The sequence below is a fragment of the Epilithonimonas sp. UC225_85 genome, from assembly GCF_042695135.1.
GTDB lineage: Bacteria > Bacteroidota > Bacteroidia > Flavobacteriales > Weeksellaceae > Epilithonimonas.
The window spans coordinates 3,206,668-3,225,572 of sequence record NZ_CP170547.1 but is presented as its reverse complement, the minus strand read 5'-3'; the positions used below and the strand labels follow the sequence as shown (position 1 = coordinate 3,225,572).

The following is an 18,905-nucleotide window of genomic DNA, read 5'->3' as shown; positions in this document are numbered from 1 at the left end:
TCTCAGGAATTTTTTTATGCATTACGTTTGATGAGCGCCATATAAAAACCATCATACCCTTCACTCGGCATTATTTTTTGATCTTTTATAAGTGTAAAATCTGTATTATTTTCAAGGAATGTACTTACCTGCTCATTATTTTCTGAAGGAAGGATAGAACAAGTAGCATAGATCATTTGTCCTCCTTTTTTAAGAATCTTAGAATAATCTTGAAGAATCTGCTGCTGCTCTCCTTTGATCCTGTCTATAAAAGCCTGATCTATTTTCCATTTGGAATCCGGATTTCTTTTCAAAACACCGAGGCCTGAACAAGGGGAATCTATTAATAATCTGTCTGCTGTACCATGAAGTCTTTTGATGACTTTGTTGTCAGAGATCATTCTCGTTTCAATATTGTGGGCTCCTGCTCTTTTAGCACGTCTTTTCAGTTCTGCAAGTTTCCATTCGTAGATGTCAAGTGCGATGATCTGACCTTTGTTCTTCATCAAAGCAGCCAGGTGCAGAGTTTTTCCGCCAGCGCCGGCGCAAGCATCTACAACGCGCATTCCTTCCTGTACATCCAGTAATTCCCCGATTTTTTGAGAACTTGCATCCTGAACTTCGAAAAATCCGTCTTTGAAAGCACTTGTTAAGAATACATTTTTCTTTTCTGCCAATTGGATAGCGTCCGGATAATTCTTGATTGTAAAGGCTTCTACGTTTTCATCACTCAAATCTGCGATCAGTTCCCTTGGTGTTGTTTTTAAAGTATTTGCACGCAAAACAGTTGGCGCCTGCTCGTTAAGTGCCACCATCTCTCTTTCCCAGTTTTTGCCTAATTCTTTCTCAAGTGTTTCGGCTAACCAATCCGGGATCGAATGTTCTATTGCTTTTGTCGGAACGGTTCCTTTTTTTAGTTTTGTAAGGATGTCAGCGACTTTGATACCGTCAAACTCCTCGAATTTTTTGTAATGCGTTTTGCTCCAAAGCAAGTACGCAATGATCATTTTATAAACATTGGTTGGCTTTACACTTTCGCCCATATAATATTCCAGACGTTTTTTCCAACGGATAATGTTGTAGAAAATTTCCGAAACTACTCTTCGGTCTTCGCTGCCCCATTTTCTATGAGCTTTTAAAAGTCTTTCTATAACCTTGTCAGCGTATTTTCTGTCTTCGAAAAAGGTTTCCTGAAGACAGTCATGAATTCCGATTAAAAGATTGCGGTGTATAAGTTCCATTAATTATGATAAAATGTTATGATTTACTATTTGAGAATGTGAGTTTTACAAATTAATTCAGTGATTGATTTTCAATGAAAGTAACTGTGTTTCAATCTGCAAAGTTAATGATTTTAATTTAATTTTTTTTCTTACAAATCTTGCCATAAGCAAAGCTCGTTGATATTAGCTAATGTTAATTTTGTATTAATTTCATCAAAAATGTTTAATTATTTTGTTTAACAATTTTGTCAAAACAAATGATTGATATAAATTTGCACAAAATTGTTTAACAAAAATGTCAAAACAAGATAAAAAAGACCAAACACAGGAATTGATCAAAGAAACGACCAAGAATTTATTTTTTGTCCAAGGAAAATTTGATGCTACAACGCAAGAAATAGCGGATGAAGCGGGCGTTAACAGAACTCTTATCAATTATTATTTTCGTTCACGGGATAATTTGATCCAGATTGTTTTTGATGAAGCTCATAAAGTGGAAAAAGAAAAGTCTGAGATCATCATGAGATCCGAACTTGATTTTAAAGCCAAAATATCCAAGTTTATCGAAGGGAGTCTGCAGACTAGTTTACAATATCCATACTTGGAAACATATATCGTTTCACAAATCAATAAAGGGAATTGTCATAAAAAAGACGTGGAAGAAGACGATCTCAAAAAGCTTTTCCAGGATATTGAAAAAGAAATGGAACTTGGAAATGTAGAGAAAATGGAACCAATCCAGTTCATCTTCAATATGATATCCCTTCTTATATTTCCAAGTGCAGTAAGACCACTTATAATGGAAAATATGATGATCAATGATCAAGAATTTGACAGGCTGATCTCTGATCGGAAAGAAATTATACTAAATATGCTTTTTAAGAAATAATTAAAAATAATTAAGAAATTTTAAAGTATTTATAAAACTGGAGCGTCACTTAGAGTAGATAAAAAAAATAAAAGAACTATAAAAATTTTAATGAAGTAATTAAACTATGATTAACAACAAAATGATAAAGTGGAGAAAACTGGCTTTAGGGATTTTGACTGTTACGGGATCTTTATTGTATTCTCAGCAGACCATTACCCTGAAACAAGCCATAGAGTATGCTTTGCAGAACAAGTCCGATGCGCTGAAGGCAAAACTGGATATCACAAATGCAGATGCTAAAATTTTAGAAGCGAAAGCTGGTGCTCTTCCTAAAATTAATGGAACTGCAAATATTACTTACAATCCAATTTTACAACAGAGTGCGCTAGATGTTGGACAAATTAGTGGCGGTCCTAGCCAAATCCAAATGGTTGCATTTGGACAAAAATGGATTGCGGGAGCAGGTGTTCAGTTAAGTCAGGCTATTTTTGATCAGCAGGTTTTTGTTGGTTTAAAAGCAGCGAAGTCAACAAAAGAATTCTATCAGTTGAATGCAGATCTTACGGATGAGATGATCATCGAAAGGGTTTCAAATGCTTATTTCCAGGTTTTTACAACACAGGAGAAGAAAAATACTTTGGAAAGCAGCTATGCAAGTACAGAAAAAGTAAGAAATGTGATCAAAAGTCTGTTCGAAAACGGATTGTCTAAAAAAATTGATTTGGACAGAACGAATGTAAATCTCACAAATATCCAAACCAGCATCAAACAAAGTAATAACGGAATTGCACAGGCAGAAAATGCGCTTAAGTTTTACATGGGAATGCCGATAGAAACTAAGATTCAGCTTGTGCAGGAAGATATGGAAGTAACGCCGCATCTTTTGGAAAATACGATAACTACGGATAACAGAACGGAAGTGAAAGTTTTATTAAAAAATAAAGAACTTCTTGAATATCAGAAAAAAGCTACGGAAGCAAAATATTATCCAACAGTTAATTTGACCGCCAATTACAACTGGCAAGGATTGGGTCCAAAATTCCCTTTGACTAATGGTAAATCGAGTGGTGTGTACTGGTCAGATTATTCTGCGATTGGTTTAGGTGTTAATATCCCAATTTTCAACGGATTTGCAACCAAAGCAAAAGTGCAGCAAAACCAAATTGAGATTGATAAACTTGAAGTTGACCTCAAGGACAAAAAACTTGAATTGGATCAAGCCTACCAAAATGCTAAATCTCAAATTGAAAACAGCTTATCATCCATTGAAAATCAAAAAGCAAATGTTGAACTGGCAGAAAGTGTACTAGCCGATACAAAAAGTAATTATCAATACGGATTGGCAACACTTACAGATCTGTTGGACGCAGAAAACTCTTTGGTGGAAGCTAAGAACAACTACACAACCGCTATTCTGGATTATAAGATTGCAGAAGTACAGTATTATAAATCAAAAGGAGAACTTAAAACTTATCTAAAATAAACTAAAAATGAAATCTTTTTAGGTTCCATTTGTCATTAAAAAATAAATTTTATCAAATGAAAAAAACTTTAATATATATCATCGTCGCGGCTGTTCTTATCGGGTTAGCTGCCTACAAGATTGCCGACAACAAGAAGAAGCAGGAAACAGAGGTAAAAGAAGTTGCAAAGCAGGTTGACAAGATCAATGTGAATGTAATCACCGCTGGCAGAGAAAATATTGATACAGATTATACTGCAAACGGAACTTTCATCCCGAAACAGGAAACCAATCAGTCTGCTGATATTGCAGGACGAGTAGTAAGCGTTTTCGTAAAAGAAGGCTCCAGAGTAAGCGCAGGACAAGTGCTGGCAACCATCAAAAGAGATGCTATCGAAGTTGATGTAACTCAGGCTCAGAATAATTTGCAGAATGCGATCATTGATAATCAACGTTATGAAAATGCCTTCAAAACAGGAGGCGTTACGAAACAACAATTGGATAATTCCAGATTACAGCTTAAAAATGCCCAGTCTGCATTAAGAGCTCAGGGTGTGAAAATTAACGATACAAGTGTTCGTGCAGGTATCAGCGGAACAATCAACAAAAAGATGGTGGAGCCGGGCGCAGTTGTTACAACGGGAACTTCATTGTTCGAAATTGTTAATATCAACACGCTTAAATTATCTGTTTTGGTTGATGAAAGCCAGGTTGGAAGAATCCAGATTGGTCAGGAAGTAGCAATCAATGTCAATGCGTTGTCCGGGGAATCAATTACCGGCAGAATTACTTTCATCGCTCCGAAAAGTGATGCTTCTCTCAACTTCCCGGTTGAAATCGAAGTTCAGAACAAAGGAAACCTGAAAGCCGGTATGTACGCAACAGCTGTCTTTAAAACCAATCACGGTGCAGAAACTCAGAATATGCTGACAGTGCCTGCAGAAGCTTTTGTAAATGGTGTAAGTTCTGGTCAATTATTCATCGTGAGCAACGGAACTGCAAAACTGATTACTGTGAAAACCGGGAAAGTTTACGGCGACAAAGTTCAGATCATCAGCGGGCTGAATGGTGGAGAACAAGTGATTATAAGTGGACAGATCAACCTGGACAATGGTTCAAAAATCAATATCGTAAAGTAGAGTTATATGAAGTTAGCAGAAATATCCATTAAAAGACCATCGCTGGTTATCGTACTGTTTACGATACTCACATTAGGTGGTTTGTTGAGTTACTCTATGATGGGGTACGAATTGATTCCGAAATTTGAAACCAATATGGTGACGATTTCTACGGTTTATCCGGGAGCTTCGCCCAGTGAGGTAGAAACTTCGGTAACCAGAAAAATCGAAGATGCCGTTGGTTCTTTGGAAAACGTGAAAAAAGTAGAATCATCTTCTTACGAAAGTCTTTCCGTAATTATGATTCAGCTGAATACCGGTGCGGATGTAAACTACGCTTTGAATGATGCCCAGCGTAAAGTAAACGCCATTTTGGGAGATCTTCCTGATGATGTAGATGCACCTTCACTTAACAAATTCTCGTTAGATGATCTTCCGATTATGACGATGAGTTTTTCAAGTGATAAGCTTAATAATAAAGAGCTTTACGACTTATTGGATAAAAAGATTGAACCGATCTTTTCCCGTGTCAACGGTGTTGCTCAGGTTGATCTTGTTGGTGGACAGGAAAGAGAGATTCAGGTGAGTATTGATGATAAGAAATTGCAGGGTTACGGACTTTCTATTGGAGATGTCCAGCAGGCAATTCTAACATCAAACTTAGATTTCCCGACTGGTAGCTTGAAATCCAGAACAAACAAGTCTACAATCAGACTTTCCGGGAAGTACAAATCGATCCAGGAAATGAACAATCTTGTGGTATCTTCAAAAAATGGCGCACAGATCAGACTTTCTGATGTTGCAACGGTTTTTGATACACAGAAAGATGTAGAAAAAATAGCAAGATTCAATCAGAATCCAACGATTTTGATGCAGGTAAAAAAACAGTCTGATGCCAATGCAGTAGCTGTTTCGGAGAGTGTACAGAAAACTGTAGATCAGGTTGTAAGCAATTACAAGGTTCAGGGTCTGAAAATAAAAATTGTAGATGACAGTACCGACTTTACTTTGGAAGCAGCGGATCACGTTATTTTTGACTTATTCCTTGCGGTGATACTGGTAGCAGTTGTAATGCTGTTGTTCCTTCATAATATCCGAAATGCATTTATCGTAATGGTTTCGATTCCGGTATCGTTGATTGCAACAGTGATCGGGATGTACTTGATGGGATACACGCTGAACTTAATGAGTTTATTAGGACTTTCGTTAGTTGTAGGTATTTTGGTGGATGATGCGATCGTTGTATTGGAGAACGTTTACCGACATATGGAGATGGGGAAAAGCAGGATCCGTGCGGCTTATGACGGAGCATCAGAAATTGGATTTACCGTTTCGGCAATTACATTGGTAATTGTAGTGGTATTCTTACCAATTGCGATGAGTTCCGGGTTGGTTGCCGATATTCTAGCACAATTCTGTGTGACTGTGGTTATTGCAACGATGTTCTCATTATTGGCATCATTTACAATTATTCCTTGGTTATCTTCAAGATTTGGAAAGTTGGTACACTTAACCGGGAAAAATCCATTCGAAAAATTCATTCTTTGGTTCGAGAGACAATTGGATAAGTTCACACATTGGATCACAGGAATTTTGGAATGGACACTTAAATCGACATTAAGAAGAGTAATGACTGTTGTTGTAACCTTCATCATTTTGATTTCTTCATTTATGCTGGTTGCCTTCGGATTTATCGGAGGAGAATTCTTCCCGAAGATGGACCGTGGACAGTTCCTCGTTCAGATAGAATTACCAAAAGATGCAACGGTTGAGAAAACCAATCAGGTAACGCTAGAGGTTGAAAAATACCTTCGAGAAAACAAGTCCGTTGTTGATCTGATTACAACGGTTGGTCAGCAATCGTCTGGTTTTGGAGCTTCACAGGCAACTGTTTATCAGTCAGAGGTTCAGGTTAATCTAATTGACAAATCTGAAAGAACGGAAAGTACAGATATCCTCGCTGCAAAATTCAAAAGAGAATTAGCAGAAAAATTCACCGGAGTTGAGTTCAAAACGGCGCCAATCGGATTGATGGGAGCAGACAATGCACCAATCGAAATGGTGGTGACTGCACCGGATAATGCAACAGCAACCAAAGAAGCAACAAGAATCTTAGGCTTGCTTAAAAAAGTTCCTGGTTCTGTAGATGCAGAATTGTCAACCGATACAGGAAATCCGGAAGTAAGAGTTAATATCGATCGCGATAAAATGGCAACTTTAGGACTGAATCTTTCAAGCGTGGGACAGGCGATGCAGACGGCATTCAACGGGAATACAGACGGAAAATACAGAGCCGGAGAATATGAATATGACATCAATATCCGTTTCGCCGATAACAACAGAAAATCTATTGATGATGTAAGAAACCTGATGTTTACCAATAATAATGGTGAGCAGATCAGATTGAGCCAGTTTGCAAATGTTGATATGAGTTCCGGACCTAGTTTGCTGGAACGTAGAGACAAATCGCCTTCTGTAAAAGTAAAATCAAAAGTGGTAGGTCGTCCGGTAGGAGATGTTGCAAACGAATGGTCTGCACAGTTTATGGACAACGAAAAAATAAAACCAGCCGGTGTCAACTACATCTGGAGTGGCGATATGGAAAACCAGACGGAAGGTTTCGGTACATTAGGAATTGCTTTGTTGGCGGCCATTGTATTGGTTTATCTGGTAATGGTTTCGCTTTACGACAGTTTTGTTTACCCGTTTGTGGTATTATTCTCAATTCCTCTGGCATTGATCGGGGTAATGGTAATTCTAGCTTTGACAGGAAATTCTTTGAATATCTTTACCATGCTTGGTATGATTATGTTGATTGGTCTCGTCGCGAAGAATGCGATTATGATTGTCGATTTTGCCAATATGAGAAAAGCAGCAGGCGCTAACACGCACGACGCTTTGGTTCAGGCAAATCACGCGCGTCTTCGTCCGATTTTGATGACAACGATTGCGATGATCTTCGGGATGATCCCGATTGCGATTGCAAAAGGAGCAGGAGCGGAGATGAACAACGGTCTGGCTTGGGTAATTATCGGTGGTCTGACATCATCATTATTCCTGACTTTGATTATCGTACCGGTGGTTTATTCTCTAATGGAATCCGCAATAAGATTCTTCAGCAGATTATTTAACAGGTTATTTGGAACAAGTATGGGACAAAAAATCGATTATGAAGCTGAAATAAAAGCCGATTATGAACATAAAGAACTGAGTGAAGACGGTTATACGCCGAAACACATAGATTAATAAAATCAATTATTTAATACTGAAACCGCATCAATTTTTTATTGATGCAGTTTTTTTATGCTCCAGAGGAGTAATATGATTGTAATATTGAGCATTAAGCATATTGAGCGCTCCGTAGGAGTGCAACTATTTCAAAAGTTGAAAACCTATCTATAAATTTGAAAATTAAGCAAAAAAACTTCCAGAAAAATCTGAAAGCCTTCATATTGTATGTCGAAAAAAATTAATCTGCCATTACCTCGCCGGACTTTCTGTAGATGAAATTTCCATAGATGTGTCTTCTTGCAAAACGGCTTGGCGAATCTGAGTTTACCATTTTGATATAAATATTTCTTGGAACACCAATGTATTCGAACATTTTCCCGTTCAAATGCTGAACTTTCAAAATCGATTTTTCAAGATAGAAATCCGTAATGATAGACGTTGTGATCGTTTCCGTATATTCTTCTTTATATTTTTCTTGTGTTTCTTCGTGGATGCTTACCAAAAAGTGATAAGCTTCGATTACGGATTTACTTTTATCTTCAGCTTCCAGTTTTCCGGCCTCATCATTTACAAATTTATCCGGATGCGTATCCTTCATTGTGTTTCTGTAAATGGTTTTCAAATCTTTAAGAGTTGCAGTTTTGTCAACTCCAAGAAGTTTTCTGTGTTCACCAATTCTTTTCATAAGTAGGTTTTATTGATTTATTAAGGTCGTATTCTATTCCTATTTTCGGGGTGCAAAATTAAGCTTTTAAAATTAAAAAATCGTAACTAATTCATTATTAATTTGATTGGCATTTTAATACCGTTTCTGGATTACCTTTTTTGTTGAGATAATAGATTATGTTAAAAAGAAAATCTTATCTTTGGCTAGTAATCTATATCGCATGAAAAATATTTTTTATACCACTATATTAGTTCTATCATTTGCATCTTGTACAAGCAGAGTTGGGAATGCTTCCAAAGTCGGTAAAAATCAGGCACCAGTTACAGGCACACAATGGGTTTTGGCAGATGATATCACAAACAAGCCAACACTTATCATAGAACAAAACAGAATCTCCGGAAATGCAGGCTGCAACAATTATTTTTCGGATGCTGTCATCGATACTTCCGCAGGTAATTTTTCTGCAAAAAACATTGGTTCTACAAGAAAAATGTGCAATAATATGACAACGGAAACAAGTTATATCAGCGTTCTGCAGGAAGTCAACAAGTATGTGGTGACAGAAAATACTCTGGAACTTTACAAAGACAATCTGTTATTGCTGAAGTTTAACAAACAACAGTAAACTAAATTTAAAAGCATAAAAAAAGGAACTCAGTTTTGAGTTCCTTTTTTATTATTCTTCGTCTTCCTCGTCGTCGTATTTTGCAAGTTCTTCATCACACCATTTGAAGGCTTCTTCCACAACTTTCGTAGCCTCGTTTGCTACAGTTTCTTCATCGTCTCCTTCCAAATCATCCAGCCATTCTACATCCTCTTCTTCTACGTTAAGGATAAAACGAGGATATTCTGTGTGAACTACAAAAAGATCTTCTGGAAATTCAGAATTGTCGGCTAATAAAAACTTAGGTAATTTCATAATATAAAATTTTAAAATAAATCAGAGCATTTGTGACTATCACTCTATGGTTCAAAGATAGAAAAATTCCCGAAATTTATTATTGATAATTATTTTTTTTGATACGGATTTTGCTTTCTACTTTATACTTGGTCAAAACGTTCCTCTGCAAGGTATCTTTCGGTTGAGAAGTAAGATAAACTTTCGGATTTACAGTACTTATTAGCTCAGCTATTTGAATGTGCTCAGGATTAATCTCAGCATTTAGATAAAATTTCAACGGTTTATCTTTCAGATTTTCTTTCTCCAGATATTCGGAAATTATCTTTCTGTTTTCCAGATAATAACCTTTTGATAACCAAGTGAATATAAATCCCGTCATCACACTTAAAAATGCAATGGAATAAACCAGACTGTCAAAGATCTGAAATAATTTCCTGAAGAACACAAGCCAGATTCCAATGGAAAAAGGGGCTAATAACCGATAATCAATTGCATTAACCGAATAAACATACTGAATAAAATAGGAGCAAATAATACCAACTAAAGACACTGTCAGTATAAATTTTTCCGTTGCAGAAAGTCTGCTTTTAATGAAAAGAAAGACTATTGCGATGATCATCAAAACACCTATTCCGTAGATTCCGTAATTAATGATTCCACCATTTGGATCTGCGATGTGAACAAAAGGATCAAAGGTCGTAGCCAATCCCTGAAACAACTCAATCAATAGAGTAGAGGTTGGTTTCATACCAATTTCTAAAAATTGATTGATATAATTTTCATTAAAATAATCGATGAACAAAACTTTGTACAATCCATAAAATATAATACTAATCATCCCGGAAATAACAAAGCTTTTCCAATAGAATTTACGGAAATTGATCAACCCAAATATAATACATCCAAAACATAGAAACAAAACACTGTAACGGATATTAATCAAAAGAATTAATGATAAACTCAAATAAAAAATTCCTTTTTGGTAAGAAATTTTATTTTTCAAAATCCGATGTGATGCAAAGAAAAACAAAACTATAAAAGGAAGTGTCAAAGCCTCACTCATCGTGTAGGAAAAGATACTCACAAAACTGAAAAGTGCAGAAGTGATCAACAATTCCTTGAAGAAAAACCGTTTTCTGTAAGCAAAAAAAAGAATAAAACTGTAAGCCAGGATTCCAACCACTTTACTGCTCCAAAATTCATCAATTCCAAAAAAAGTAAAAAACTTAATAAACAAAGGATATCCGAGTGGCGCATTTGTATTATCAATGATTGGAAAGACATCTGCCTGCCGAAAATATCTTATAGAATCGGGGCTTGTGCGTCCTTTTTCGTTCAGCAGAAATCTGAGAATTATCATCACATAAGTAATAACAATCAGAAAAAACTGAAGGATTTTCTCGTATTTCGGAGTTAGTTTTATGGATATCATTATATAAAATAAAAAACTTTGTCAAATCAATAATGACAAAGTTAAAAAATTGTAGTTCGCTATTCCCGGAAAATTATTTCAAAAACTGTTTTGCAACCTTTTCCGCTTTTTTACTTTCAGAATAATCGTAGAAGCCTTCACCGGATTTCACCCCTTTTTTGCCAGCCATTACCATATTTACAAGTAACGGATTTGGTGCATATTTCGGATTCTTGAAACCATCGTACATCACGTTTAGTATTGCCAGACAAACATCCAGTCCGATAAAATCTGCCAGCTGCAAAGGTCCCATTGGATGCGCCATCCCAAGTTTCATCACCGTGTCGATTTCTTCCACACCTGCAACGCCGTTATAAAGCGTTTCGATAGATTCGTTGATCATTGGCATCAGGATTCTGTTGGCTACAAATCCTGGATAATCATTCACTTCCACAGGCACTTTTCCCAGAGTTTTTGACATTTCGAAAATCGTATCAAAAGTTTCTTTCGACGTTGAATAGCCTTTGATGATCTCAACCAGTTTCATAATCGGAACCGGATTCATAAAATGCATTCCGATTACTTTTTCCGGACGTTTTGTTACCGAAGCAATTTTAGTAATCGAAATAGAAGAAGTGTTGGTTGCCAGGATGCAGTTTTCGGGCGAAAGCTCATCCATCTGCGCAAATATTTTCAGCTTAAGATCCAGATTTTCCGTTGCAGCTTCTACAATGAGGTCAGCGTTGGAAACGGCATCTTTCAGTTCTGTAAACGTTTTGATGTTGCCAAGTGTTTCGGTTTTTTGTTCCTCTGTCAGATTCCCTTTAGCGATGATTCTGTCCAGATTTGTGGTAATCGTTTTAAGTGCTCTGTCCAGATTTTCCGGTTTCACATCTACCAGATTCACGGCAAAGCCACTTTGGGCAAAAGTATGGGCAATTCCGTTTCCCATAGTTCCGGCTCCTATTACAACGATGTTTTTGTTCATAATTTTTATTTTTTTATAAGAATTCACAAACCTTTCGGTTTCATATTTATTTCAATTTTTATCAAACCAATTTCTAAACTCTCAAACTTCTAATAAGTGTTCTCAAGATAATAAAGATATTCCGTCGTCCCCGAAGCTTTGTGATTTCTATTCTCTTCCTTATCTGCCCGGAAACGCTGATACTCGGTTGTAAATATATCATATTTCCCGAATTTGGAAAGTATATTTTTAATGTCGTTTTCTGCCATCAGTCCTTCATTATTATAACTGAGGAAAATATGCCGGAATTTCGCATTTTTGATGAGGTCTTGGAAGGTTTTCAGGACTTCCGGCTTACTGCAATATTTTGATTTTTGATAATCTCTAAGTCCCGTTTTCCCTTTTGGAGAAAAGTGGTCGTATTCTGCAATCGTGTTCAGAAGATGATAATTGGCGCCGTATTGACGGGCGTTGTAAGGCGGATCCAGATACAGAATGTCACCTTCTATTTTCTTGATTAAAGAATTGGAATCTTCATTATAAACCGCGTGTGAGTTCTTTGTGATTTCAAAAACTGAAGGAATAATTTCCAGTTTTTTCTGAGCCGATTTTTTGATTTGTTTCAAGTAAGCACCATAAACCGATGCTGTGTTTGCAACTTTATCAGCCGCTTCCAAAAGTGAACAAAGTAAAAAATAATATTGATCTTCATTAATCTTTCCTGATACTTTCCATTCTTCAATTTTTTGCCGGACAGCATCTGTTTTCTTTCCGTTTTCTTCCGAGAAATAAAGTCTGTCGGATTTCCCGTTTTCAGAATATTCTTCGGAGATAAAACCAGATTTTCCTTCAATTAAATTTAATTCTTTAATCAAATTCTCATAGTCGAGTTCTTGATGATTTCCGATATAATTTCTATTGAGAACGTAGCTGTAAAATTCAAAATCGTTGCTGATGACTTTTTTAGTTTCCGCTTTGAAATTTCTGCCAACAATTCCGGTTCCTGCAAAGAGATCGCAAAATGTTTTGTTGGAAAGATCTTTGTCCACAACTTCATAAACGGTGTTTTTTATAAAACTTGAAAGTTTATTTTTTGATCCTATATAGTTCATTAATATTTTATTCTTTTGTTCAATTCTTCCCTCCATTTGTATGGATCATACCAAAAACATCCAATACATCCTTTTTCATCATACTGATTCTCTCCGTTCCACTTTTCGTTACCTTCATACCAATAATTAATACCGGGAAAAGTTCCTCTTAGGTTTGTTTTAAAACATCTTTCGCAATATCTTGATTTCAAAAGATTATTTGAACGACTTAAAAGAACAAATTTTGATTTTATTTCTGAATCTGAAATTGAATCTGAATATTTTTTTTCATTTTTATTCCACCTAATTTGAGGAAATTTGTGATCAACTTCTAATTCTTTCGATGGAAATATTCTTAAATAAAAAGCTTCTTGCAAGCTATAAACATCTTTTATTTTTGTTGCTAATTTGGGAGGTATTCCTGATCGCAATTTAGTTTCCTCAAGAATTATTAAAGATTTTAATTTTCTATGAACTGTTTTAAGATTGCATTTGCTACAAAATATTCTTTTGTCATAACGTTCTCTCTCATCAACATCTAATTGAATTCCTTTTTGTCTCCAAATTTGCCAAGTTTTCGCTTGACCAGACTGTAATTCACATTTTACACAATGCCAGGATAGATCTTTTAAAACTTCCCAATCGTGATATGAAGTTGTATTTTGATTAAAAGGATTGCTCATTTCTTAGATGTATTAAACTTAAATTTTAACCCAAATAACATCAGACAAAATCTCACAAGATTCCAAATTTAAGGAAACTAAATTGTCCTCAGAAAAATTGTCAAGATAATCTGTGATTTTTTCTTTGATTAGTGCTAGTTCAGCTTTCAGTTTCCAATGTTCGCCATTTTGCTCATTGTAAAAAATAATGAATAACCGATTAGTGTTATGCTTGCGCCCTTCCTGACTTTGATTTTGGTAAAGCCATTCAATCAATTCTTTTTTATGGTTAACGGAATAATCAAAACTTTTTCCAAATTGCCTCGGAAAAACACTGCTTTTATGATCAAACGGAATTCCGGAAATATAAAAATCAACCGTTTTCGAAAACTGATTTTCTTCTTTTTCAACCAAAGGATTAAAAACAAAAATAGACTCAACCACTTTTGCCGACCAAAAATTCAGCCAGCGGTTGAAAGCATAATTCCTCAAACCGTCGTCAAAATCCTTGCATTGGTTTTCCAGAGTTTCAAAATCGTGAGTTTGATAAATGAATTTCGTTTTTCGATCCCAATCATCAGACTGCTTTCTTCCCCAATTGTAGGGAAAATCAAGACGTTTTTTGAGTTCTGATTCTAAGGTTGAAACATCCATTAATAATTTCGTGTATATTTATTTTTCTCTTGTAAGTAGATTGCGTCAGGACTTTCTTTAACCCGGAATTTGGTTTTATAATAAGTTCTTTTTCCATTCATTTTGTTAGTGAAAACTGAAAAATGAAGATGTGGACCTTTGCTCCAGCCGGTATTTCCACTATAACCAATTAGTTGGCCTTGCTCCACAGTATCACCTTTTTTTACAGCTGAACCGTTTTTCTTGAGATGAACATATTCCCCCAGAGTTTGGTCAGAATGTAAAATAATAATTTTATTATTAAATTGAGCACAATCTTTTGTAAAGCACGATCTGTCAGAATCTGTTTTTACAAAAATTACTTTTCCGCCTCTTGCAGCAGTCACTTTTGAATTTAATTTATGACTAAAATCTAATGAATAAGTATTTTGATGAGAAAAATTTCCATTATACCCTTGATATATACTCTCCGTCTTATCCTTTTCATAAGGCAGCCAATAAGTAATTTCATCGGCTTTTGAAATATTAATATCACCAAGAACATAATAATTTTTATAGCTAAAGCTGTAGGGTTCAAACTTTTCTATTGGAGAAAATTTGGCAAAAAATGCCTTTTTTGTGTTTGCGGGAATTATTTTTATAGTTGAATTTGGAACCGACGATTCCATGTTTTTAGATTCAAATGTGAATTCTACACTTACCGGAGCTACTTCATTGTTTGTAATGTACAAGATAAACTCACCATTAACTTTTTCTTTTTCTATGGTAATATCTAAATCTTCCTGACAATACATTAAAGTGGAAAAAAAGATAAATACGATTATAAAATATTTCATCATTTATTTCTGTATCAACCTCATAATTTCCAACGCAACTTTCAAAGCCTCGGTTCCGTCTTCCAAAGAAACCTGAACCGGTAAATCATTTTCTATCGCGCTGGCAAAACTTTCCAGCTCGTCCAAGATTGCATTGTTCGGCTGAATATTCGGATATTCAAAAATAATCTGGTTTTTTTCGCCTTCAGAATTTTCGATAATCATATCAAAGTCAGACGGGTTTTCAGGCGCCGGCTTCATACGGATCACTTCCGATTTTTTGTCTAAGAAATCAATAGAAACATAGGCGTCCTGCTGGAAAAATCTCGATTTTCTCATAGCTTTCATAGATATTCTGGACGTCGTCAAATTCGCAACACACCCATTTTCGAACTCAATTCTGGCATTGCAGATGTCCGGCGTTTTGCTCACAACGGAAACGCCGCTTGCGTGGATCAGTTTTACTTTGGACTTAACCAGACTCAACAAAATATCAAGATCGTGAATCATCAGATCCAAAACCACAGAAACATCAGTTCCTCGAGGATTGAATTCCGCCAGTCTGTGAATCTCAATAAACATAGGATTTTTAATATAATCTTTCGCACCAATAAACGCTGGATTGTATCTTTCAACGTGTCCAACCTGCGCTTTGATGCCAAATTCTCTGCATTTGTAAAGAATTTCTTCCGCCTGCTGCAAGGTCTGAGTGACTGGTTTTTCAATAAAAAAATGAATTCCTTTTTCGATAGCTTTTATCGCATAATCGTAATGATAAACCGTTGGTGTCACGATGTCCAGCATTTCGATTTCGTCGAGCAAAGCTTCGAAACTTTCAAAATATTTATACCCAAATTCCGCTTCCAGTTTTCGCCCGTTTTCTGCGTCTTTATCGTGGAAACCAACAAGTTCGTATTTCTCAGATTGATTCAGTAATCGCAAATGGATTTTCCCCAAATGTCCCGCGCCCACAAGTCCGGCTTTTATCATAGCTTAATTTTCTTAAAGACGTAAATTTAAGAATTATCACCAACCGACATAAAAAAAGACCCGGAAATTTTAAACTTTCTGAGTCTTATCATTTTAAATATTTTTAAATGTAGTCGAAGTCTGTTTCATTTTCATCTCTTCTTGCATCCCAAATTGATAAAATGATTAACTGCGTTTCAGTTACTTCGTAGAAAATCAAATAATTACGAACGATACTGATTCTGGTGTTTTCATCATTTGTTGTTCTGCCAATTTTTGGATGTTGAGATAATAGATTGATAGCTTCGGTAATTAATATACTGAGCTTTTTGCTATAAGCTTTTGATTTGGTTTTCTTAGTCCAATAAATTAGAATTTCTTTAAGTTCAAGTTTTGCAGAATTAATCCAGACTATTTTTCGTTTAGCCATTGATCAATCTCTTTGTTTACTTCTTCATTGCTAGATATTTCTCCACTTGCATATTCTTTTCTCGCTTCTGCAATTCTGTTTTCTTGCTGTTTTGATAATACGAAAACGTCTTCATCCAGTTCAAAATCCAACAGTTTCTTGATTTCTCGTATAACTCGAATTTCTTTCAATTCGGTTATTTTATTGATAACATCTAATTTTAATTGTAATTCGGCTGAACTCATTTTGAAATTATTTATATCAAATTTACAAAAAAATTAAAAACATAAATGTTTTCAGTCTAAAGATATCAATTCGCCTTTCTCCGAACTTTCCTTCGCCGCTTCAATCACTTTCATCGTATGATAAGCTTGTTTTGCAGTCACAGGAACTTTCTTGTCGTTCACAATCGCATCATAAAGGTCATCGCAAAAATTAAGATAATTCCCTTGAAAAGTCGGAAAATTCACAACTCTGTCATTGTAAACTAAGAGTCCGGTTTTCTCTTCCGATTCTGTTCCCCAATTTTCACGGTTGGGAACTTTGTCGAGTTTCAATTCATCTTCCTGAATGTCGCCTCGGTGTTTCAGAAAACTTCCTTTCTTGCCGTGAAGAACATAGGCTGGCGTTGGTTCTTTGACGAAATAACTGGATTTCAGTCTTACTCGTTTGTCAGAATAATAAAGCAGAATATCAAAATAATCATCAATCTGCGTATTCTTTCTCGTCCTTCTGATGTCTCCAAAAACCTTTTCAGGATAACCAAATAAAGTCAAAGCCTGATCGATAATATGTGAACCGAGATCCATCAAAATACTGGCGCCGGGATTTCCGTTTTCTTTCCACGCTTTAGGGCTCAATTCAGGATTATATCTTTCAAAACGGATTTCAGCTTCTACGATTTCGCCAAGATAATCCTCATCTAATACCTTTTTCACTGTCCGGAAATCACTGTCGTATCGTCGGTTTTGATAAACACAGAGTTTCAGTTTTTTCTCTTTAGCGAGTTTATGAAGTTCTTCAGCTTCCTCGGAAGTCGTTGTAAAAGCTTTTTCAACCAAAGCGTTTTTTCCGGCTTCGAGAACTTTTTTTGTCAATTCAAAATGGGTATCGATTGGTGTATTTACTATGATTAATTCGGCATCACTTTCCAAAACTTCTTCCAGAGAGTCAAAGCTTTTTACCTCCGGATAATCATGCTGAATTAATTTTTTGCTTCGTTCATAAGCGCCTAATAATTCAAATCCTTCATGAACTTCAAAAAATGGGGCGTGAAATAATTTCCCGGATCCGCCGTAAGCCAATAAAGCCGTTTTTATTTTTCTCATAAATTAAAATAATTTTGATGATGCAATTTAACCAAATAAAAATTCAAGCCACAAAACTTGCAACTTGAATCATAATTTAAATATCTCGCAGATTTAGCAAATGACATAGATTTCTCTAAAAAAAATAATTTGTCAAATCAGCCTAATCTGCGATATATTTGTTATTGAACTTTAATTTAGAAAAGGCTTCGAGAGCCTCAGCCGGACATCGCTTAAAATAAACTGTTAGTATTAGATTTGTTAGTCTGAGCGAAGTCGAAAACCTTCAAAACTCTGAGACACTCAAACACTCCAACTCAAAAGCTCTCCAACACAGAACTATCCCATAATATGGAAACCGCCATCCACGTGTCGAATTTCGCCCGTAATTCTTGTTTCTTTTCGGAAAAGATGTACAATCTCGTGAGCCAAATCTTCAGGCAAAGCATTTCCAAGCGGACTGATTCTGTCAGCTCTTTCCACATCTTCAACTTTCAAAGTGGCGTTTCCGGCTTTGCTTCCCATATAAGGCGAAAATCTGATTGCGTTCGCACGAATTCCGTATTCTTTCCCCAATTCATAAGCCATTTCTATCGTCAGCCTTTCAAGCGCTGCTTTCGCAATACTCATATTGATATAAGGGAAAAACGATACTTTTTCCGCTGCGATATAACTTAATGAGACAATCGAAGAACCTCTTTGCAAAACATCATTGGACAATAAAGCGTGACAAAGTGAAATCAATGAAAATGCAGAAACATTCATCGTATCATTGAATTCTTCAGCTGTGACTTCCAACATTGGTTTTACAGATTTATTTCGAATGGTTTTGTCCATTGCGATGGCGTGAAGAAATCCATTCAACTGAATATTTTTATTCTTTAAATCCTCAGCAAGGAACTTTAAACTTTCCGGAAGCGTCACATCCAGAGGTGCTGTATAAACGTCGTTTCCTAAAACTTTCTTACAAGCCGACTCAAAATCTTCATAGTTTTTATTCAAAAATCCTGCTGCTTTTTCGGAAAGATCATTGTGAAAAGGCGTTACACCTAAACCGGTACAAACGACTTTTCCATTGTTTTCAAGTATTTTTTCAGCGGTTTTCATTGCCAAAGAATTTTCATCTGCAATTCCGGTAATGAGGAAAGTTTGATTTTCTAACATAATTTCCAAGTGTTATATATTAACG

At 35.8% G+C, this 18,905-nt stretch carries 19 protein-coding genes; 5 read left to right on the top strand and 14 right to left on the bottom strand.

The features are described 5' to 3' along the window. Nucleotides 1-14 precede the first annotated feature (14 nt). On the bottom strand, nucleotides 15-1,220 hold the full coding sequence (locus ACFJGY_RS14645; protein ID WP_379965198.1) for an RsmB/NOP family class I SAM-dependent RNA methyltransferase: 1,206 nt from the start codon (nucleotides 1,218-1,220) through the stop codon (nucleotides 15-17). 277 nt (nucleotides 1,221-1,497) lie between these two features. Between ACFJGY_RS14645 and ACFJGY_RS14640 the strand changes: the two genes are divergently transcribed. The 4 genes from ACFJGY_RS14640 (at nucleotide 1,498) to ACFJGY_RS14625 (ending at nucleotide 7,899) form a co-directional block, all read left to right on the top strand. Further along, entirely contained in the window at nucleotides 1,498-2,091 is a 594-nt protein-coding gene (locus tag ACFJGY_RS14640) for a TetR/AcrR family transcriptional regulator (protein WP_379965195.1), read from the top strand. Between the two features lie 121 nt (nucleotides 2,092-2,212). Then, complete coding sequence (locus tag ACFJGY_RS14635; protein ID WP_379965192.1) at nucleotides 2,213-3,556, top strand: TolC family protein; 1,344 nt, start codon at nucleotides 2,213-2,215, stop codon at nucleotides 3,554-3,556. Nucleotides 3,557-3,612: 56 nt separating this feature from the next. Beyond that, nucleotides 3,613-4,674, top strand: coding sequence for an efflux RND transporter periplasmic adaptor subunit (locus ACFJGY_RS14630; protein ID WP_379965189.1), 1,062 nt, complete (start codon nucleotides 3,613-3,615; stop codon nucleotides 4,672-4,674). A gap of 6 nt (nucleotides 4,675-4,680) precedes the next feature. Then, complete coding sequence (locus tag ACFJGY_RS14625) at nucleotides 4,681-7,899, top strand: efflux RND transporter permease subunit (RefSeq protein ID WP_379965186.1); 3,219 nt, start codon at nucleotides 4,681-4,683, stop codon at nucleotides 7,897-7,899. Between the two features lie 223 nt (nucleotides 7,900-8,122). Here ACFJGY_RS14625 and ACFJGY_RS14620 read toward each other — a convergent pair whose 3' ends face one another. Beyond that, entirely contained in the window at nucleotides 8,123-8,569 is a 447-nt protein-coding gene (locus ACFJGY_RS14620; protein WP_034976906.1) for a KTSC domain-containing protein, read from the bottom strand. A 202-nt stretch (nucleotides 8,570-8,771) separates the two neighbouring features. Here ACFJGY_RS14620 and ACFJGY_RS14615 point away from each other — a divergent pair, with 202 nt between their 5' ends. After that, entirely contained in the window at nucleotides 8,772-9,176 is a 405-nt protein-coding gene (locus ACFJGY_RS14615; protein ID WP_379965182.1) for an META domain-containing protein, read from the top strand. A 51-nt stretch (nucleotides 9,177-9,227) separates the two neighbouring features. Here the strand turns inward: ACFJGY_RS14615 and ACFJGY_RS14610 are convergent, their stop codons facing one another. The 12 genes from ACFJGY_RS14610 to ACFJGY_RS14555 form a co-directional block, all read right to left on the bottom strand. Next, nucleotides 9,228-9,470, bottom strand: coding sequence for a hypothetical protein (locus ACFJGY_RS14610; RefSeq protein WP_063970596.1), 243 nt, complete (start codon nucleotides 9,468-9,470; stop codon nucleotides 9,228-9,230). 79 nt (nucleotides 9,471-9,549) lie between these two features. Next, nucleotides 9,550-10,884, bottom strand: a complete 1,335-nt coding sequence (locus ACFJGY_RS14605) for a hypothetical protein (RefSeq protein ID WP_379965179.1) — start codon at nucleotides 10,882-10,884, stop codon at nucleotides 9,550-9,552. Nucleotides 10,885-10,957: 73 nt separating this feature from the next. After that, nucleotides 10,958-11,851, bottom strand: coding sequence for a 3-hydroxyacyl-CoA dehydrogenase family protein (locus tag ACFJGY_RS14600; protein WP_379965176.1), 894 nt, complete (start codon nucleotides 11,849-11,851; stop codon nucleotides 10,958-10,960). 89 nt (nucleotides 11,852-11,940) lie between these two features. Next, entirely contained in the window at nucleotides 11,941-12,942 is a 1,002-nt protein-coding gene (locus ACFJGY_RS14595) for a DNA adenine methylase (protein WP_379965174.1), read from the bottom strand. Then, a complete protein-coding gene (locus ACFJGY_RS14590) occupies nucleotides 12,942-13,604 on the bottom strand; it encodes a hypothetical protein (RefSeq protein WP_379965172.1) in 663 nt (220 codons plus the stop codon). Before ACFJGY_RS14590 ends, ACFJGY_RS14595 begins: the two co-directional genes overlap by 1 nt. An 18-nt stretch (nucleotides 13,605-13,622) precedes the next feature. Beyond that, a complete protein-coding gene (locus tag ACFJGY_RS14585) occupies nucleotides 13,623-14,237 on the bottom strand; it encodes a hypothetical protein (protein WP_379965170.1) in 615 nt (204 codons plus the stop codon). Next, complete coding sequence (locus tag ACFJGY_RS14580) at nucleotides 14,237-15,010, bottom strand: M23 family metallopeptidase (RefSeq protein WP_379965168.1); 774 nt, start codon at nucleotides 15,008-15,010, stop codon at nucleotides 14,237-14,239. The genes ACFJGY_RS14585 and ACFJGY_RS14580 overlap by 1 nt, the downstream gene beginning before the upstream one ends. A gap of 45 nt (nucleotides 15,011-15,055) precedes the next feature. After that, a complete protein-coding gene (locus ACFJGY_RS14575; protein ID WP_379965166.1) occupies nucleotides 15,056-16,021 on the bottom strand; it encodes a Gfo/Idh/MocA family protein in 966 nt (321 codons plus the stop codon). 103 nt (nucleotides 16,022-16,124) lie between these two features. Then, the gene (locus ACFJGY_RS14570; protein ID WP_379965164.1) at nucleotides 16,125-16,430 is read right to left on the bottom strand and encodes a type II toxin-antitoxin system RelE/ParE family toxin; all 306 of its coding nucleotides are present in this window, start codon (nucleotides 16,428-16,430) and stop codon (nucleotides 16,125-16,127) included. Next, entirely contained in the window at nucleotides 16,412-16,654 is a 243-nt protein-coding gene (locus tag ACFJGY_RS14565) for a hypothetical protein (protein WP_379965162.1), read from the bottom strand. Before ACFJGY_RS14565 ends, ACFJGY_RS14570 begins: the two co-directional genes overlap by 19 nt. 51 nt (nucleotides 16,655-16,705) lie before the next feature. Then, nucleotides 16,706-17,737, bottom strand: a complete 1,032-nt coding sequence (locus ACFJGY_RS14560) for a Gfo/Idh/MocA family oxidoreductase (RefSeq protein ID WP_379965160.1) — start codon at nucleotides 17,735-17,737, stop codon at nucleotides 16,706-16,708. A gap of 318 nt (nucleotides 17,738-18,055) precedes the next feature. After that, entirely contained in the window at nucleotides 18,056-18,880 is an 825-nt protein-coding gene (locus ACFJGY_RS14555) for an SDR family oxidoreductase (protein ID WP_379965158.1), read from the bottom strand. Nucleotides 18,881-18,905 lie beyond the last annotated feature (25 nt).

Coding starts and splice junctions, on each gene's coding strand:
- ACFJGY_RS14645 (WP_379965198.1), bottom strand. CDS start 1,220: ATGGAACTTATACACCGCAATCTTTTAATCGGAATTCATGACTGTCTT.
- ACFJGY_RS14640 (WP_379965195.1), top strand. CDS start 1,498: ATGTCAAAACAAGATAAAAAAGACCAAACACAGGAATTGATCAAAGAA.
- ACFJGY_RS14635 (WP_379965192.1), top strand. CDS start 2,213: ATGATAAAGTGGAGAAAACTGGCTTTAGGGATTTTGACTGTTACGGGA.
- ACFJGY_RS14630 (WP_379965189.1), top strand. CDS start 3,613: ATGAAAAAAACTTTAATATATATCATCGTCGCGGCTGTTCTTATCGGG.
- ACFJGY_RS14625 (WP_379965186.1), top strand. CDS start 4,681: ATGAAGTTAGCAGAAATATCCATTAAAAGACCATCGCTGGTTATCGTA.
- ACFJGY_RS14620 (WP_034976906.1), bottom strand. CDS start 8,569: ATGAAAAGAATTGGTGAACACAGAAAACTTCTTGGAGTTGACAAAACT.
- ACFJGY_RS14615 (WP_379965182.1), top strand. CDS start 8,772: ATGAAAAATATTTTTTATACCACTATATTAGTTCTATCATTTGCATCT.
- ACFJGY_RS14610 (WP_063970596.1), bottom strand. CDS start 9,470: ATGAAATTACCTAAGTTTTTATTAGCCGACAATTCTGAATTTCCAGAA.
- ACFJGY_RS14605 (WP_379965179.1), bottom strand. CDS start 10,884: ATGATATCCATAAAACTAACTCCGAAATACGAGAAAATCCTTCAGTTT.
- ACFJGY_RS14600 (WP_379965176.1), bottom strand. CDS start 11,851: ATGAACAAAAACATCGTTGTAATAGGAGCCGGAACTATGGGAAACGGA.
- ACFJGY_RS14595 (WP_379965174.1), bottom strand. CDS start 12,942: ATGAACTATATAGGATCAAAAAATAAACTTTCAAGTTTTATAAAAAAC.
- ACFJGY_RS14590 (WP_379965172.1), bottom strand. CDS start 13,604: ATGAGCAATCCTTTTAATCAAAATACAACTTCATATCACGATTGGGAA.
- ACFJGY_RS14585 (WP_379965170.1), bottom strand. CDS start 14,237: ATGGATGTTTCAACCTTAGAATCAGAACTCAAAAAACGTCTTGATTTT.
- ACFJGY_RS14580 (WP_379965168.1), bottom strand. CDS start 15,010: ATGTATTGTCAGGAAGATTTAGATATTACCATAGAAAAAGAAAAAGTT.
- ACFJGY_RS14575 (WP_379965166.1), bottom strand. CDS start 16,021: ATGATAAAAGCCGGACTTGTGGGCGCGGGACATTTGGGGAAAATCCAT.
- ACFJGY_RS14570 (WP_379965164.1), bottom strand. CDS start 16,430: ATGGCTAAACGAAAAATAGTCTGGATTAATTCTGCAAAACTTGAACTT.
- ACFJGY_RS14565 (WP_379965162.1), bottom strand. CDS start 16,654: ATGAGTTCAGCCGAATTACAATTAAAATTAGATGTTATCAATAAAATA.
- ACFJGY_RS14560 (WP_379965160.1), bottom strand. CDS start 17,737: ATGAGAAAAATAAAAACGGCTTTATTGGCTTACGGCGGATCCGGGAAA.
- ACFJGY_RS14555 (WP_379965158.1), bottom strand. CDS start 18,880: ATGTTAGAAAATCAAACTTTCCTCATTACCGGAATTGCAGATGAAAAT.